General features: G+C 46.2%; 14 protein-coding genes and 1 pseudogene. 8 read left to right on the top strand and 7 right to left on the bottom strand.

Annotation, left to right across the window (positions count from 1 at the left end; all coding sequences use genetic code 11):
* Positions 1–330 precede the first annotated feature (330 nt).
* Positions 331–669, top strand: coding sequence for a thioredoxin family protein (locus NFR90_RS02885; RefSeq protein WP_251450547.1), 339 nt, complete (start codon positions 331–333; stop codon positions 667–669).
* Here NFR90_RS02885 and NFR90_RS02880 read toward each other — a convergent pair.
* Positions 666–1,637 (bottom strand): tRNA dihydrouridine synthase, encoded by a 972-nt coding sequence (locus NFR90_RS02880; protein ID WP_251450545.1) that lies wholly within the window; start codon positions 1,635–1,637, stop codon positions 666–668. The two genes, NFR90_RS02885 and NFR90_RS02880, sit on opposite strands and share 4 nt — an antisense overlap.
* Before the next feature lie 197 nt (positions 1,638–1,834).
* Between NFR90_RS02880 and NFR90_RS02875 the strand changes: the two genes are divergently transcribed.
* A complete protein-coding gene (locus tag NFR90_RS02875; RefSeq protein WP_160334505.1) occupies positions 1,835–2,299 on the top strand; it encodes a hypothetical protein in 465 nt (154 codons plus the stop codon).
* A gap of 60 nt (positions 2,300–2,359) precedes the next feature.
* Here the strand turns inward: NFR90_RS02875 and NFR90_RS02870 are convergent, their stop codons facing one another.
* Positions 2,360–4,675, bottom strand: a complete 2,316-nt coding sequence (locus tag NFR90_RS02870; protein ID WP_370267228.1) for a heavy metal translocating P-type ATPase — start codon at positions 4,673–4,675, stop codon at positions 2,360–2,362.
* Between the two features lie 528 nt (positions 4,676–5,203).
* Here NFR90_RS02870 and NFR90_RS02865 point away from each other — a divergent pair.
* From NFR90_RS02865 to fdhD, 4 genes are read left to right on the top strand one after another with little or no spacing between them, the layout of a single operon-like run.
* The gene (locus tag NFR90_RS02865) at positions 5,204–5,605 is read left to right on the top strand and encodes a MerR family transcriptional regulator (protein WP_160334504.1); all 402 of its coding nucleotides are present in this window, start codon (positions 5,204–5,206) and stop codon (positions 5,603–5,605) included.
* Positions 5,605–6,219 carry an exonuclease domain-containing protein gene (locus NFR90_RS02860; RefSeq protein WP_251450541.1) on the top strand — a complete coding sequence of 205 codons (615 nt, stop codon included), beginning with the start codon at positions 5,605–5,607 and terminating at the stop codon, positions 6,217–6,219. Before NFR90_RS02865 ends, NFR90_RS02860 begins: the two co-directional genes overlap by 1 nt.
* 59 nt (positions 6,220–6,278) lie before the next feature.
* The gene (locus tag NFR90_RS02855; protein ID WP_251450539.1) at positions 6,279–6,908 is read left to right on the top strand and encodes a LexA family protein; all 630 of its coding nucleotides are present in this window, start codon (positions 6,279–6,281) and stop codon (positions 6,906–6,908) included.
* A complete protein-coding gene (gene fdhD / locus NFR90_RS02850; protein ID WP_251450537.1) occupies positions 6,887–7,726 on the top strand; it encodes a formate dehydrogenase accessory sulfurtransferase FdhD in 840 nt (279 codons plus the stop codon). The genes NFR90_RS02855 and fdhD overlap by 22 nt, the downstream gene beginning before the upstream one ends.
* A gap of 71 nt (positions 7,727–7,797) precedes the next feature.
* Here the strand turns inward: fdhD and NFR90_RS02845 are convergent, their stop codons facing one another.
* Positions 7,798–8,730: a universal stress protein gene (locus tag NFR90_RS02845; protein ID WP_251450535.1), complete on the bottom strand. Its 933-nt coding sequence runs from the start codon at positions 8,728–8,730 to the stop codon at positions 7,798–7,800.
* Positions 8,731–8,849: 119 nt separating this feature from the next.
* Positions 8,850–10,049 carry a M20 metallopeptidase family protein gene (locus NFR90_RS02840; protein ID WP_251450533.1) on the bottom strand — a complete coding sequence of 400 codons (1,200 nt, stop codon included), beginning with the start codon at positions 10,047–10,049 and terminating at the stop codon, positions 8,850–8,852.
* 293 nt (positions 10,050–10,342) lie between these two features.
* Here NFR90_RS02840 and NFR90_RS02835 point away from each other — a divergent pair, with 293 nt between their 5' ends.
* Both NFR90_RS02835 and NFR90_RS02830 read left to right on the top strand, forming a co-directional pair.
* Positions 10,343–10,720, top strand: a complete 378-nt coding sequence (locus NFR90_RS02835; protein ID WP_160334499.1) for a 5-fold beta-flower protein — start codon at positions 10,343–10,345, stop codon at positions 10,718–10,720.
* A 553-nt stretch (positions 10,721–11,273) separates the two neighbouring features.
* On the top strand, positions 11,274–11,942 hold the full coding sequence (locus NFR90_RS02830) for a trimeric intracellular cation channel family protein (protein WP_251450531.1): 669 nt from the start codon (positions 11,274–11,276) through the stop codon (positions 11,940–11,942).
* A gap of 617 nt (positions 11,943–12,559) precedes the next feature.
* Here NFR90_RS02830 and NFR90_RS02825 read toward each other — a convergent pair.
* The 3 genes and pseudogenes from NFR90_RS02825 to NFR90_RS02815 all read right to left on the bottom strand — a co-directional run.
* Positions 12,560–14,209: pseudogene (locus NFR90_RS02825) on the bottom strand (NAD-dependent malic enzyme); the annotation flags it as partial.
* A gap of 253 nt (positions 14,210–14,462) precedes the next feature.
* Positions 14,463–15,917, bottom strand: coding sequence for a GTPase domain-containing protein (locus tag NFR90_RS02820; RefSeq protein WP_251450527.1), 1,455 nt, complete (start codon positions 15,915–15,917; stop codon positions 14,463–14,465).
* An 11-nt stretch (positions 15,918–15,928) separates the two neighbouring features.
* Complete coding sequence (locus tag NFR90_RS02815) at positions 15,929–17,401, bottom strand: DUF2868 domain-containing protein (RefSeq protein WP_251450525.1); 1,473 nt, start codon at positions 17,399–17,401, stop codon at positions 15,929–15,931.

The following is a 17,401-nucleotide window of genomic DNA, read 5'->3' as shown; positions in this document are numbered from 1 at the left end:
AGCAGCTTTAAGAGGGGAGTTAAAGAAGCATTGGAGATCACGTAGGGAGGAGTATCTAAGAGCTAGATAGTGAAGTAAAATTTGTTTATTCCTGCTTTCGGTTGCCAGTAGGCAACACCTCCTGGCAACCGAAAGCAGGAATAAGATCAACAAGAGGTAAACTAATTTCAGGGATTACTCTTTAAACAGTAAACTTTAACTAGGTTTAACAACATCAAGTAGTCAACCGATTTCAGGAAATGACAACTTTCCATTGTTGGACTTATAATGCTGAACGTGTCGAACGTTTTCCTCATTAATTTTTTAATGATGATTTTCTAAGGAATCCAAATGAGTGACTCTAAATTTATCGTTGACGTGACTGAAGCCAATTATGACGAAACAGTGGTGAACTGTCCGAAGACCGTTCTTCTGGCCATCGGCGCGCCCTGGTGCATTGACTGCCGCCGCATTCTGCCGATGTTTATGGAATTTGCTGAAAAATACAGCGACAAGCTTCAGTTTGCTCACTGCGACTTTGATAAAGAAGCCGGATTAAACAGCAAATTTAAAGTCCGTCACATTCCGACTTTAATCGTCCTGCGCAAGGGCGAGATCCTTGACACTCTGGTTGAACCGAAGAACGTCAAGCTCTTTGAAGAATTTGTTCAGAAAGCTCTAACATTCTAAAGAGGCTTCTTCCAGCCGAATCTGGCGTCTCTGAGGAGGCCGCCGCTCATAATTTCATCCAAAGCCGCGCTGAAGTCCGCTTCTTCGCGGCTTTTGAATATCCGCTTAAAGGCTGAAGGATTCTCTTCGAAGAGACAGGATTGGAAGAACCAATATTCCTTCATTCTCATCATTGCGTTTTTGCGGCTGCCGAAGGCTTCTGTGTAGCCGTCATAAAGGGCTTTGGAGAATTGTCGAATTTCTTCAGCTGAGGCGGGCTTTCCTCCTTTAAATTTACGAAAGAGGGCGGGATCGGCCATAAGCGCTCTTCCCACCATCAGCTGATGCGGATGTCTAAAGCGTTCATCGGCTTGTTTTAAATCCGCCTCTGTAACCAAATCGCCGTTCACACCGAGCGGGAAGGGAATCTCGTCAAGCGCGTTTAAAAGCACCTGAGTCCGCGCGTCTCCTTTGTATTGATCGGTCTTGAGACGCATATGAACAATCAGTTCCGAGAGCGGATACTTTCGGTAGAGCTTCAGAATATCTTCAAATTCAGCGGTATCTGACCAGCCGAGGCGGGTTTTAATGGAAATCGGCACAGGGATATCGGCGCTAAAGACCTCATCCAGAAATTTTTCCAATCCGTAAAGATCTTTCAGAAAACCGCTGCCTTTGCCCTTAGCGACAACTGTGCCTGCGGGGCAGCCGAGGTTGAGATTGACTTCAGAGTAGCCCATCTCGCCGAGCGCTTTAGCAGCCCAAATGAAGTCCGCCGAGCGATTGGAAAGGAGCTGGGGAACCACCGGAATACCACTGTTGACTTCAGGTGCCAGCTCCCTTAACTGCCGATCGGTAAATTTCGGCTCTACGGTCGGCGTTACAAAGGGAATGTAATAGGCATCCGCACCGCCAAAAAATCGGTGATGAAGCTTTCGGTATACCGCACCGGTCAAACCTTCCATCGGTGCCGCTGTCAACTGTGCCATTCAATATGCTCGGTTTATCCTTTAACCCGTGAATTCTAAATACTTTTCTCTTTCACTGCTGAAATCGTGCGCACGGAATAAGTACTAAATTTACATTTAAATACGTTATTTAAATACATATCTATTTCATTTTAATATGGACAATATTATTATGTACATATCAAATTACTGACTGAACACGTAAGGAGGTTCACATCATGACTGTAACGCTCAAGAAAAACATCGTCGACGTCCGAGTCGAACTTCGCCGCAATGACAATGACTATATCGGTGAGGACCGTTTCTACTATGCCTATTTCTTTACACAGGCCGGCTGCTTCGGATCCGCCAAGGTAACTGAGAAAGAAATTTTCCCGATCGATGTTCCCTCCAACACAACCAAAGAAAATGAGAACTTCAAAGACGCTCTGGTTCAGCTGAAAGACGACATTCTTCGATTGGCGGCTTTCCTCCACAGAGAAGAGGAGAACAAAGGAGACTTGGAAAGCTCTTTATCTCTGCAGTGGGCAATTGCCAAAAGAGGCCGTCCGGCGCTCGATGACAAACCGCTTGTCAGAACGACAATTCTTTTAAGACAGGAAGAAAAGGACAAGCTCAAGCTGCTTGGCGGCTCCTCCTGGATCCGCAATCAGATCAGAATGGCGCGTATCGGCGAACTCTGATTGATTTCCGTCTAAGCAAAAGGCCGCCAAATTGGCGGCCTTATGTGCGCCTATGGGCGGTTAACCGCGCCAGCGAAGCATTCTCATTCCGTTAGCGACAACAATCAGACAAGTTCCGGTATCGGCAAATACCGCCATCCACATTGTTCCGATTCCGACAAGCGTCAGGATAAAGAATACAAACTTAATGCCGAGCGCGATAGCGATGTTCTGCATCAGCAGAGCGTAGGTCCGTTTGGAAAGACGGATAAATTCCGGCAGTTTGCGCAGATCGTCGTCCATCAGTGCGACGTCCGCAGTTTCGATCGCGGTATCGGTACCGGCGGCGCCCATTGCGAAGCCGATGTCGGCTCGGGCCAGGGCAGGAGCGTCATTAATACCGTCGCCGACCATACCGACAGGCTCTTTCTTAGCAATCTGCTGGACAAGCTGCTGTTTTTCTTCCGGAAGAAGATTTCCCTTGACACGGTCCACTCCGACCTTGCTGCCAACCGCTTTAGCCGCTTTATCGTTATCTCCGGTCAGCATGATTGTCTTAATACCAAGCTCCTTAAGGCTCTTCAGCGCTTCAGGCGAAGTTTCCTTAATCGAATCGGCGACGCCGAAATAGGCCAGTACTTTCTTAGAAGAGGCAAGGATCAGAGGAGAGCATCCGTTGTTTGCGAGCACAGAGACCTTATCACGGACCATCTGGCTTTGAAGCAGATAGCGATCGAGTCCTTTAATGTTGCCGAGGTAATATTCCGTGCCGTCGATTTCTCCGACAACCCCCTGTCCGGGGACCGCGAAGAAACCGTGTACTTCGGAGACATCCTCACGCGGAATCGCCTTGGAAGCCGCAAGTTCCGCCACCGCCTTGCTGACCGGATGATCGTTGCGGTAAGCAAGCGCCGCAGCTAGTTTAAGAATTACTGCTGAATCCGCATTCAGATCTGCGGTCTCATAAACCAGAACCGAAGGTTTGCCTTTGGTAAGCGTACCGGTTTTATCGAAGGCGACGCTCTTCAGGGTTCTGCCTTTTTCGAGGTAGACACCGCCCTTGATCAGGATGCCGCGTCTGGCGGCTGCGGCAAGACCGGAAACAATGGTGACCGGGGTTGAAATCACCAAAGCGCAGGGGCAGGCGATCACAAGCAGCGTGAGCCCCTTATAGATCCACTCGAGCCAACCCTGCTGGAAGAAAAGCGGGGGCACAATCGCGCAGAACAGCGCAATAACGAAAACGGTTGGTGTATAGATTTTGGCGAATTTATCGACAAAGCGCTGTGTCGGAGCTCTTGAGCTTTGAGCCGACTCGATGGCAGAGATAATGCGCGAAGGCATAGAATCCGCCACAGAAGATTCCGCTCTGTAGAGAATTTCTCCGTTCTTATTGATCGTGCCCGCAAAAACCTGATCGCCCGGGTTCTTTTCAACCGGCATACTTTCGCCCGTAATCGGGGACTGGTCGATGGAGGTTGATCCTTTGACGACGACGCCGTCCACGGCAAGACGCTCACCGGGCATGACGCGCAGCTCGTCTCCGACCTTGACTTCATTAGCCGGAATTTCAACAACCTTACCGTTTTTCAGGACGTTTGCGGTCTGAGGCGCTAAGGAAAGGAGCGAGCGGATTGCGCCTCTAGCCTTATCCAGAGAGAGCTGTTCGATCGCTTCAGACAATTCGAAAAGCACCATAACCATAGCGGCTTCCGGCCAAGAACCGATGATAAGAGCGCCGGTGACCGCCACGGACATCAGGGCGTTCATATTGAAGTTGAAATTTCGGATGGCGATAATGCCTTTCTTGTAGGTCCCGAGTCCCACCATAACGATCGCGATAATGGCGAGTGCGAGCGTCAGGTATTCGTTTACGCCGAGAAGTTCCGATACTTCGGAGCCGGCAGCGACCACGATAGCAAGAATATATCTCCACCAGGGAATCTGAGTCGGTTTAAATTCAGACAGAGCCTGGGTCTTTTTCCCGTCAATCACTTCGGGCGTGTAGTCCAAAGATCTAATGGCCGCTAGAATTTCCGGCAGAGTTCCGGGTGGATAAGAAACCGTCAGAACACGGTTCATCAGATTGAACTGGAGACCGCCGACGCCCTTCATTTTGCCCAATTTTTGTCGAATTAAGCCTTCTTCCGTCGGGCAATCCATTTGAGCGATATGAATCTGAGAGGTCTCTTTTGTCTGATCGACGTTTCGCTTCAGTTTAAGACCGTTTGCCTGGAATGCTTTTTCGATTGAGGGCAGCGCTTCCGGCGTATGGATAATTCTGAGGCCGTCCGGATTGAGGCCGACATCCTTAACGCCGGCCAGACCGCCGAGTACAGAGAAAAGGAGGCGGTATTGATCCGGAGTGACGCCTGAGACATCCCAGTCGGTATCCATACTGTTTTCGACATGAGAGTGGTCATGTCCGCAGCCGCAGTGACCGTGATCATGTCCGCCATGATCATGGCCGCGGCAGTGATCATGCGCTTTTTCGGCGTGCTCGTGGTTGTGGCCGCAGCAGCAGTGGTCATGTTCTTTTTTTGCCTGCCCGTGATCGTGACCGCAGCAGCAGTGATCATGTTCCTTTTCAGCGTGCTCATTATCGTGACCGCAGCAGCAGTGGTCATGTTCCTTTTCGGCGTGCTCATGATCATGTCCGCAGCAGCAGTGATGATGTTCCTTTTCAGCGTGCTCATGATCGTGACCGCAGCAGCAGTGGTCATGTACCTTTTCGTGGTCATGCGCGATGGAGGATTGAGTCGCTTCCTCCGCCTCGTTCTGAAGTGAACTGCTTTCACTCAGACTCTGTGCCGGATTTTTGTCATTGTTTGTTAGAGGCATTTTTTTTATCCATCAATTTGATAACATACGCATATTAAAAACCCTGAACTTACTTTAGAGTCAAGTGATTTTTTATAGGTATTTATGCGGATAAGTGAATTAGCCAATTTAAGCGGTTGTACCGTCGAAACTATCCGGTTTTATGAGGCAAAGGGAATCCTCCCGAAACCGGCCCGCACTTCTTCTAACTATCGAATTTATAACGATAAGCATTTAGAACAAGTGACATTCATCCGTCATTGCCGCGCGCTCGATATCTCGCTTGAGGAGATCAGACTGTTGGTTTCGCAGCTTTACTCTCCAAAAAGTGAAGAGCTTTCTAAGGCGCACAATATTATTGAGAATCATCTCACAGCAATAGACCAGAAAATCGAAGAACTTCTTAAACTCAAACAGCAGCTCGAAAAACTGCATGCGCATTGCCATCATGATGATCATGAAAATGGAAAGTGTGCGGTTATCGAAGGGTTAAAACAGCCGGAATAATGACAACAGAAACAGTAAAGGACGGCCAGCTCCGTATGGATTTGGAGAATAAGGGCGGAGTAAACCGCCGCCGCAGAATCTTTTTAGATACTGAAACCACAGGCATGAATAAGTACAGCGACCGCATTGTGGAGGTCTGCTGCATCGAAGTTGATGAACACCTCAAGGAGGTGGCAAATTACCACGCCTATATCAATCCGCAGAGAGATGTACCTTGGTTCGTCCGCAAAATTCACGGGTTGGACAATAAATTTCTCGCGGATAAACCGACATTTAGAGAAATAGGACGCGATCTCATCCTTTTTCTGGAGGGCGCGGAGCTGTACGCCCACAATATGGCATTTGATTCCTCAATGCTTGATGCCGAATTGAAAAGGAACGGCTTCCCGACATTATCCGAAGCCGACTGCTCCCTGAAATGCACGGTAAAGATGGCCCGATCCTTATTCCCGGGGCGGAAAAACTCACTTGACGCCCTTCTGGATCGTTTCAATATCGACAGAACCTGTAGAAAGTATCATGGCGCAATGATTGATACTCGGCTTCTCGTGGATGTTTACCAGAATTTAGAGGCAATTTCCTGCGCTCGTGTCCAAAACAAGAAGACAAATTAGCATTTGTTCGAATAAATCACTATCATTAATCATGAGCTGATGCTCGGAGGACCACAGCCATGAAAAATGAAAGTACAGCCAAGACGACAAAGAACGGTTGGGGCGGTAAAAGAGCCGGATCCGGCAGAAAACCCGGACCATATGCTGGGGCGGCGAAAGTAACCACTGTGGTTCTGACTGCGCCGCTCATTGCCAAGCTTCATAAGCTTGGAGGCTCTTCCTGGATAAGAGAGCAGATCATTAAATCTCCTGATAAATGCGCTGTCATCCCGAATCCGGAAAGTCTTGCCAGCCTGACTTCCGTCGGTAACTATTTCAAATCCGACGAGCGGGATCCGATATCGAGCTGCCTCATTAAAAACCCGGAAGAGACGGTGTTCTGCATCGCCGATGACGATGAAATGAAGGAAAAAGGCATCGAAGCCGGAGACCTGCTTATCGTCGACCGCACACAAAAGCCGAAACAGGGAGATTTGGTCGTCGTTCACACAGCAAACGGCTACTCCATCCGCTGCTTTGTCAATGACGGAGAGACGCCAAAAGAGCGCTCAAATTTGTATATTCAGCCTAGCGGAGACTGGAGAGTTCTCGGTAACATTGTCTTTGTCGTTAAACAACTATCCGCTGAAGGGGCTGAACCTTTTTTGGCGAAAAAAGAAAACAGTACATGTCAAATGAACCAACAATGAACGAAGCCGATCCGGAAGAAACAGTACTTGTTCCGCCGAGCCGGCCCGTTCCGATTATCCGCTGGCCCAGCGGCAAACGCGAAGAAGATCACGTTGCGGAAGAGGTTCCTATCTCTTTGGTTTACAACGGTATTTCTCATGTTGTCATGATGGCGAGTCCCGACATGCTCGAGGAGTTCGCGATTGGATTTTCTCTATCCGAGAAGATTATTCCGGATATTTCTCATATCTATGATATTTCCGTTCATGAGGGGTGCTCATGCGGCTATATCGTGGATCTTGAAATCTCTCCGCGCTGCTTTTTTAAACTTAAAGACCATCGCCGTTCCATGGTTGGAAGAACCGGATGCGGCATATGCGGTGTTGAAAGTTTAGAAGCCGTCAATCTGCCGGTCGAAAAACTCGCGCATTCCGCATATTTTCGTATGAGCCACTACTCAAGCGCCATGGAAAAATTCCGTGAAGTTCAGAAAATCGGAGCAAAAACCGGAAGCACTCATGCCATGATGGCGTTCGACTGCGAGGGAAATTTTCTCGGAGGAGCGGAAGATGTTGGTCGGCATGTTGCAATGGACAAACTACTTGGCTTACGCGCAAAATTGGGCTGGAAGGAGTGTGTGATTTTCATGAGTTCACGCGCTTCCTATGAAATGGTTCAGAAAGCGGCAGTCTGCGGCGTGGAAATTTTATTTGCGGTTTCGGCTCCGACAAATCGCGCTTTATCGCTGGCTAAAGAATGCGGACTGACACTTTGCGCTTTCTGCCGAGAAGGTAGGGCCAATATTTACTGTGGCGAAGAAAGACTTTTAGATCTCTGATTTATCGAAATAAATTTAAGGCCGCAAACAAATGCGGCCTTAAATTTTATTTCCTAAAAGTTCGTGTAGATTTACTTTTTATCCATTTTTGATTTTTTAGACACACTCTCTTTGTGAATCAGCAGAATCGGAAGATCTGTCATACATGCAACACGCATTGTTGTCGATCCGACCATCATGATTCGAATCATTCCGCCGCCATGCGTACCCATGACCAGAAGTCCGAGTTTTTTCTCATCGGCATACTTGGAAATTTCTTCTGACGGATCTCCTTTAAGTTCAGCAATCACAACATTGTATCCCTCGGATCTCAATTTATTGTAGAAGGGCTTAGCTGCATCCACAAAAGGACTGCGCTGCTCAGACTCAAATTCTTTTGCCGTCATTGCAGGTCCGCCAAACGCTGAAACACCGGGCATCAAAATTCCGCTGTACGGAGTCACGACATTCACCAGATGGAAAGTCGGTTCTTTTCCAAAGAGGGGTAAGTTATCGATAATATAATTCATTACCGACTGAGAGTATTCCGATCCGTCGAGGCAGACGCCGACCTGCATCGCTCCGGGTTCATCTTTGAATTTATGACGAATCACCAGCATCGGAATCTTACAGCTTGCAATCACAGCGGATGTCTTTGATCCAAAAAGAACATTTTTTACCGGTGTGTGCCCGTGCGAGCCCATAACGATTAAATTCGCTTTGATTTCTTTTGCATACTCAACGATGCGATTTGTCGCCTTACCGTATGCAACTTTAGTCTTTACTTTATAACCGGCAGCTTCAAGTGCTTTCTTTGCAGGACGAAGTACTTCTTTTGCAGCATCGTCGAGAATTTCTTCTAGTTCATTTTTTTCGATTATCTGAGCAGCCTTAGCCGGAACCTTTTTCTGGACATTCAGAAGATAAAGAGTATTTGTTTTTTCTCTGAGTGCGCTTCTATTACAGATATATTCAATTGCTCTATCGCTATAGATACTTCCATCAATCGGAAGAAGAATTCTCATATGACCCTCCTTTATATTTCTTTAATAATTTCATTTTATATTTTATTTATGACATTCATATGACTATGTGTAATAAAAAAGCACCGGAATTACCGATGCTCTTTTTAGCTTTGAAAAAATTACAACGGCTGACCGGCGGCTCTGTTCAAAGCAATGGAAAGCAGAGTGGCAGCACCGGTAGCAATGGCCTTATCGTTGAAATCAAAATAAGGATTATGGACGGAAGCCGAATGAGTTTCATCTTTCATACCGAGTCGGAACAAACAACCGGGTTTTGCGAGAAGCATAAATGAAAAGTCTTCACCGCCCATTGTTCTTTCTTTGGTCACAACATTGTCTTTCCCAAGAACTTCTTCAGCGAGTCTTCTGGCTTCGGCAACATTCTTCGGATTATTAAACATGGCAGGGTAGAGTTTCTTATATTCCAATTCCCCCTCCATACAAAAAACCTGAGCGGTTCCGTCAACGACCTGCTGCATTCTATTAATCAGAGTGTCCTGAACTTCAGGTTCGAAAGAGCGGCAGGTTCCGACAATGTAAGCATGATCCGGAACAACACTGGAGCCGGAAGGTTCTCCGGCAGAAACACATCCGACGGAAACAACTGCGGATTTACTCGGATCCACATTTCTTGCAACAATCGTCTGAAGTGAAAGAACACATTGACATGCAGCGATCAGGGGATCTTTAGTCAAATGAGGGCGTGAACCGTGTCCGCCTTTTCCGGTAAATTTAATTTTGAAGACATCTGCATTCGCAGTAGCGTAACCGGAAATAAATCCGACTTTACCGACATCAACAGTCGGTTCGCAGTGAAGTGCATAAAATTCTTCAATTCCAAATTTCTCGACGAGTCCGTCTTCAAGCATATATTTTGCGCCGGCATAGCCTTCTTCGCCCGGTTGGAAAACCGCGACAATTTTTCCGGAAAAATCCCGATGCTGATTCAGGTAGTGAACCAACGTGAGCAGGGTGGCCACGTGACCGTCATGACCACAGGCATGCATTTTCATTTCTGATTTGCTCTGCCATTGAGCGCATGTTTTTTCATCAAGAGGCAAAGCGTCAGAATCCGCACGAAGTCCGATCGTTCTTCCAGGACGATTACCTTCTATCACAGCGACCACACCTGTAACATCATTACCGCCGACAAAAGTAGAAAAGTTCTTAACTCCGAATGATTCCAGAGCTTTCACAATTTTTTCCTGAGTTTTAGGAAGATAAAGTCCGAGTTCCGGCTCCTCGTGAATAGTATGTCTAATGGCCGCACCGATTTTTGCACTTTCTTCCAGCTGGGATGGTTTGATAAGAATATCCATGATTACTCTCTTGGAAACTAAGTTTAATAATCTAAGGTTAGATGGGAAAAATATTTAATATTCTCTGCGTATTAAGAAATTATATCTTGATTCAAATAAAGACACACTAGTTAACATGTAACTTTTGGGGGGCGTTTTAGAGGGGTACAATGTCTATGGCGAAGGATACTCAAAATGAGCCGCACGGCCTTTAAGAAAATCGTTTATATAGGACGATGTATAGGTTTTCATCTTACGACTTTAAAGGTATCGAAAAACTATTATTAAATTAGAGCAAGGAACTTGGAGAACATATGAAAAAATGGGCATTTTTATTTTTTGTCTCCCTAATGTCACTTTTCATCATAATGGGTACGAGTCTTTCAGCTGAACGTTTTTATGATTCTCATGGAAGATACCAAGGGAAGATGGATGACAGTGGTCGAATCTATGACAGTAATGGAAGATACCAAGGAAAGGTTGACCAGAACGGAAGAGCGTATGACTCTCAAGGCCGCTACACTGGAAAAATGGATAACGGCAGAGTCTACGACAATCAGGGAAGATATAAAGGAAAAATGACCGAAGACGGAAGAGCCTATGATTCTCAGGGCAGATACAAAGGTCAGATAAAAGACAACGGCAGCGTTTATGACAGTTCCGGCAGATATGTCGGTAAAGTTAGACCTTAACTGTTGATTTATCAAGAAAATAAGGAGATAAAACGCTCCTTATTTTTTTTTACATCAAGTTGAATACTTTATCGACTGATTTCTAAAAAAGTTAATTTTTATCGTCTCGTAGCTAGCTAAATGTAATGATTAATATCTCATTGTTTTAAAATGAATTTAGCTCTGTTTATTTAATTCTATTCAAAAATCTAAGATTTCGACCGCATAAGGCCCTATCGGGAGAAAAAAAATATATTTACAACCGATCAGGTAATTAGCTGATTTATATAAATTATTTATATGAGCTTAAACGACATAATTCATGGCCAAGAAGCACTACCAAACCTGGTAAAAATGCCGTCTTCCGGCTTAATAATTTTCAAATATTAGCCGTCCGATACCCACCAAAATATCAACGAACGTAAATTTTCGTGTTGAATAGCAAGCTACGTTAATTTTTACAAAACCCATCATTTTTATTAGTAAATTCAATGAAATGCCATGGTTTTTACTTAGTGCATTTAGAGTAAATATAGATTAAATTCGTGCGTAAATTTTTACGTGAAGAACTAATATGGAAATCGATATTAAAGCGCTCAATGCGCTTATTCCGGTCTTTGACTTTGTCGGAATCGTTGCTTTTGCGCTGTCCGGTGTCTTCGAAGGAATGAAAAGAAGAATTGACCCGGTGGGTGTTTTTATTGTCGCTTTTTCCACAGCTTTCGGCGGTGGTCTTCTTCGTGACATCTTAATTGACCGTCGGCCGTTCTACTGGATTGACCACGAACTTTACGTAGTCGCTTGTTTCATTATATGTTTCCTAGCGCCTTACATCTATCGCTTTTTCCAGAAACGGAAGACTGCACATGATTGGTACATTTTTGCGGATGCGATCGGTCTCGGTATTTTCTGTATTTCCGGAACCTCTCTTTCTTTAGCAGCCGGAGTTCCATGGTTGTCTTCTGTCATCATCGGATGTATCACCGGTGTCTTCGGCGGTTTGATGCGAGATGTTTTCCTGAACCAAATGCCAGGAGTAGTTGCTGACCGCCAGCCTTATGCGGTTGTCGGTTTTATCGGATGCTGGTTCTACATCCTGCTTTTGGAACTTAAAGTTTCTGTTGACATTTCCCTTTGGCTCGGTATGTTCTTCATTGTTGCACTGAGAATGGCATGTGTCATTTTCAAGTGGAGAATTTCTTACTTCGTCAGAGAAGAGGCGAGGTCACAAACCGAAAAATAAAATTCCAGAATAGGGAGCCGATCGCTCCCTTTTTTATTTCCTAAAACTTGAGCTGGGACTGTTGCGCTCTCACTGAACACAGCCAAAATATTAAGACTGGTTTTAGAAGCACCAATTTTCAACTGCCGAACTAGCACAAAAGTATTTCAATGCTTCAGCAACACCGATAGAAAGGTTTGCCGTTGATCAGAAGATTTTTCACAATACGGAAGAGTAAATTAATATGCGAAATATTTCTTGAGTTTTTAAATGTTAGACAGTCGCACAAAAAAATATTTCTAAAAATAAGCCCGAAAGAGGCATCAATTAAATTAGAGTGAACAAGAGTCAAATTGTAACTATTTGATAAATTTAAAGACTCACTGTCTACAAACATTAGATGAGAAACTTAATCAGTGGTTTTAATTTCTCTGAAGCGCTCGAATCATTCGACTGTAATTTGAGACAATAGGGCACAATTTAAATTTCTTATATCCCCCTTTAAATTTAAGGATCAGCTGAGATTTATTAATACCGTAAAAATGAAAAAAGCCAGAAATTTCCGGCTAATTCTCTTTAACTTTAATACCCGTTGTTTTTAAAACCGGCGCTCTGGGTTAGCGCCGGCTTTTTAAAAATTACTCTGCAATGAAGTGCGGATTCTTCGGATTCCACATGAAATCACGAACCGCTTTCTTCAGATCGGCAGGACGTTCAACCGTTGCCAGGCCTTTGTCAAAGAGGTACTCGGCAACAGCTGCGCCGATTTCGGCAGCAATCGAACGAACTTCTGTCAGCGGCGGATAGAGAGAACCGCGTTCCAGATCGGCTTCGCTGACTAAATCAGCTAATGTCTTCGCACCGACCAGGAAGACTTCGTTCGGAATGCGAGTGCATTTTGTAAAGATGCAGCCAAGTCCGATGCCCGGGAATACATAGTGGTTGTTACCCTGACGCGGCACAAAAGTCTTACCGTTGATTTCTACCGGTTTGAACGGAGAACCGCAGGCAAATAAGCAACGGCCGTCAGTGTAGCGGTAGGCTTCTTCAGCGGTACATTCCGCTTTGGATGTCGGGTTGGACAGCGCAAAAATAATCGGACGATCGTTCAGTTTTGCCATCTCACGCAGCACTTCTTCTGTGAAGGCGCCGCCCTGAGCGGAAACACCAATGATCGCGGTCGGCTTGACTTCCTTGACCGCTTCAAGGAAAGAAACGGCCGGTTCGTCCTCTCCGGCAAACGGCATCTTTGCGGACGAAATCGCAGCTTCACGCTTCTTAGTCACTAAACCCTTGGAGTCAAAGAGACGAATTCTGGCAAGAGCTTCTTCACGTGTATCACCTTCTTCAACCATTGCGTCGGCTATCAGATGAGCAATACCGGTGGCGGCAGAACCTGCGCCTAAGAACAGAATTCTCTGATCTGAAAGCTTCTGCTTAAGAGCACGCATCGCGGAGAACATACCGGTAACAACTACAGAAGCTGTACCCTGAATGTCATCGTTGAAGCAGGGGATGCGATCCTTCCAGTAGTCCAGAAGGTCATAAGCATGACTGTTGTGGAAGTCTTCAAACTGAATCACAACATGGGGCCAGCGTTCGCGAACGGCAGCAATAAATTCAGCAATCAGTTCATCATAGGCCGGACCGGTGACGCGGTGCTGACGAAGACCCATGTAAAGCGGATCGGCAAGCAGCTCTTCATTATTGGTACCAACGTCAATACAGACGGGAAGGGCTTTCTGCGGATTGACACCGGCGCAGGCAGTGTAGAGGGCCAGTTTTCCGATAGGAATACCCATACCGTTAACACCCAGGTCACCAAGACCTAAAATTCTCTGACCATCCGTCACAACAATAATGTCAACATCCTGATGCGGAACATTGGCGACTAACTGACGAACTCGACCTTTGTCCTCTGCGGAAACATAGAGACCGCGGGCATAGCGGAAAATATGACTGAATTTCTGACAGGCTTCGCCGACGGTCGGTGTGTAAACAATCGGAAGATACTCATCAATGTTGCGAACCAGAAGTTCAAAGTACAGAGACTCGTCGCTTGCGTGAACACCTTCAAGTACTTGATACTTGTTGATCGGAGCTTTGTAAGAACCGATGATGTCGGTCAGTCTTTCAACCTGCTCGTCAAAGGAGCAAACTCTCGGAGGAAGAAGACCTCTCAAACCGTATTTATCTCTTTCTTCTTCTGTAAAGGTGCTGCCTTTGTTCATCCACGGGTTTCTTAAGCGATCTACGCCGCGGAGCTGATCTTTCTTGTCCGTCATATTTTTCCTTTGCTGTTGAGCGTTCTTAAAGGTTTAGTTAAATCGTTTCATACATTCTAATCATTAATATTTTCAAAAATCTGATGCGAACGTACAGTCTTCGGAAAGTCCCGTGCGCATTGACTTTTGAAAGGAGATTTCACATTATGAAATAATAAAAACTAAACACTTTACCCACTGTCAATATAAATTTAAATAAAAACAAGATACCCCGGCTCCGCAAAAGCGGAGCTCAAATCGGACCGTAACGGGTTAATTAAATGGAAACGTTGTAAAGATCTTTAAAAATTTCCTTCAGCACCGCATTCAGAATTCGGCTGTATTCGCCGCGAAGCTGATCCGCGTTCTGAGCTTTCTCTTTGATCTCTTTAAAATCGACTTTCTGCTCGTCAAGTACTTTTTGAGTAAGATCCTTCCAGAAGGCCGGACATTCGCTCGATTCCCATTCGCCTCGGCCTCTGCCGAAATGAGCGACGGCTAAGTAGAGCAGTACCGTTTCAATCACAAAACCTTTCGTTGCTTCCGGACTCCAGGTAATAATGTTTTCTTTGGAACCTTTCTTAATGTTATATGCGGCTGCGACTCCAGCTCCGCCAACCGCGCCCACAATTGCGCCGCCAAGCGCGCCAAGTCCAAGCGAAAGTCCTCCGGTCGCAATATCCGCTGCAAGACCGGTCATGGCTCCGCCCGCGACTGCACCGATCAAGGCACTCGCTTTCGGATCGACGGATTCCTGAGTTTCCCAGCCTTCACGAACTCTTCTGAGAATTTCGTTCGTTGTACCTTTGCCTTCAAGTCCGTTAATTTCAATCAGTTTCTGCGTCAGACTGCAAAGGCCGTCCGCGGCCCTCGTAGACAGAGAAACCTGGGCGTCCTTCATGGCGCCATTAATATCTTTTTTGATAAAACCAAAGGTACGGCCGATCGCGCGCAGTCGATCAATCAGAGACTGACTCTGAAGCAGTTCCTTATCGTTGGTGACTTTGACGAGATAGGCCGCCATCGCATCAATCGAAGAAGAGTAGACCGCCGTCTTCTGACGCACCCAGGTGGTATGAAGAGAAGCAAAAGCCGCTTTTTCATTGTCAGGCAAACAGTTTTCAATCTGCTTCCAAAGTTCATACTCCTGAACCCAGCAGCGCGCAAAGGCATCCAGAGGCATGACTTCCTTAACGAAAGGATAGCTGCTGAGGAAGTCTTTCCATACCTGAACTTCCGCTTTTTCCTGCTCCGGTGGACGAACTTCGCCCATCTGGTTCAGCAGAACAATAACGGGCTTATTAATCCAGGAAAGAATTTCCATTTCGGATTTCACATAGGGAACCGCTTCCGGAGATTCACTCGCGTTTACGAGGTACAGAATAACGTTGGAGATGTCGCGTACATGCTTGATCGCCTGCTGATTCAGCCAAAGAGAACGATCTGTCAGACGATCCCAAATTTCACTGGTGAACCAGCCGATCGGATTGCTTCTTCCTTTCAGACGATTGGCCAAGCGAACACTGTCGCCAAATCCCGGTGTGTCCCAGAGAATCAGCTGAGAATCATCCGGCGCGCGAAGCAGAACATAATCCTCGGGTTCCGTTGTGACGTGAGACCTATCTCCGACTTCGCCGATGTCCCGACCGAGCAGTGTTCGGGCTAAAGTGGTCTTGCCGACATTGGTATGACTGACTAAAGATAAGTTAATTTTCTGAAGATCCGTACTCATCAATATTCCTTTTAAATTTGCTCAAACTGCTTGACAGCTTCGTTAATGTCGGCATTCGTTAAATTCACAAAGGCAAAGCTAACGCCGTATTTATCCAGAAAATCTGACCAATTTTTCTTTCTTTCTCGGATTCTCTGCGGCGTGTTGGCAAACCTTGCCTCAAAACCGGACGTGTCCACGATAATTCGCATAAAAGCGGAAGCCGCCTGAGATTTCTTCTTTAATTCCTGAATAAATTTACCCTGAACCTCCGCTTCAGGCGTGGAAGTCATCGCAAAAACGGCTAGCGCTTCCGTTTGTTCAGCTCCGCCTAAATCCGGAAGTTTCGTATCCTCATGCGCGGCCTCTGAGAAAACAATCTTCGAGTTCTCAGGATGAAGCGACTGAGCAAGATGCTCAATGCCTTGCTTCACAGAGACGTTTAAAGGATAAGAGAACGGAATAACTTGAATCAGCATAGTTTTGCCTTTCCACTGGCGAAGAATATTTGAATAATAAGGACTCTCTAGATTAATAGAAAAGTGTCTGCGCAGAAGTCCGGCCTTCAAAGAGGAGTAAATCGTAAGCAAAACTCTCGGAATCAAAACAACTGCGGATAAAACATAAAACATCTGCAGAAGCCAGGGAGACGCATTGACGCCTCGGCCTGCAGAAAAATTCATCAGAGCCGCAGCCTCCGGAGTCAGAGAGGAAAAAAGCTCAGAATTAAACGGAACCAGACCGTAAAACAGTTTAATCACAGCAGCGACAAAAGCAGGTTTATCCGCAAGCCAGGTACTTTCCCAGCCGACGGTGTACTCAGTGCCCCAGCCGTGAATACCGATGGAGGCGATTAAGCCGAGTCCAAAAGCAAACGCCGCGAAATGGAACATCTCCGCAACCCGCGTTTTAAGAAGCGGACCCTGCATGACGAGCCATTCCTGATAGAACGCGGAAAGCGCCGAATCGTGTCCGGCACCACGAGTCTGAATTTTCTGAAGAAGACTGCCAAGCGCTCTGCGAATTCCGATTCCCATGAAAGTTTTTTTGCCTCGATTTAGAAGAAAATTCGCAAAAAGCACACAGTAAATAAAAATATTCCAGAGAATGACGCCTAAGAGCGGCGGATAGAGAAGGTTGATCTTGTTTCCGGTCACCGAAAATTCGTTTGTCAGCACTCCGCCCACAAACATAACTACGGCGAGTCCCCAAAAGAACGGTCTAAACGGAATCAGTTTCGGCTCATTCGCGGCTTTTCCGATTTTTGTCTTGATGAACTCAATCACATGTCCGGCCCGAACATCCAGAAACTTGGAGTAGGAGGCTCCTTCGCCGAGTTCATGCGCAGTCTGAGACGTGATCTCTCTAAACGCAGAATTGTCGGCGTCCTGACTCTTCAGCGCTTTTTCTTCCAGAGCTTTTGCCCAAATCAAATCTCGGGCTTCGTCCTCTGAAAAAGAGGCTGCAGTGTTGTCATCTTTTGCGGCAGAAAAAAACTTGAACAA

The organism is Parasutterella muris (assembly GCF_943193095.1).
Classification (GTDB): domain Bacteria; phylum Pseudomonadota; class Gammaproteobacteria; order Burkholderiales; family Burkholderiaceae_F; genus Parasutterella; species Parasutterella muris.
The sequence above is the reverse complement of the archived record's forward strand: the minus strand, read 5'-3'. Positions and strand labels throughout refer to the sequence as shown.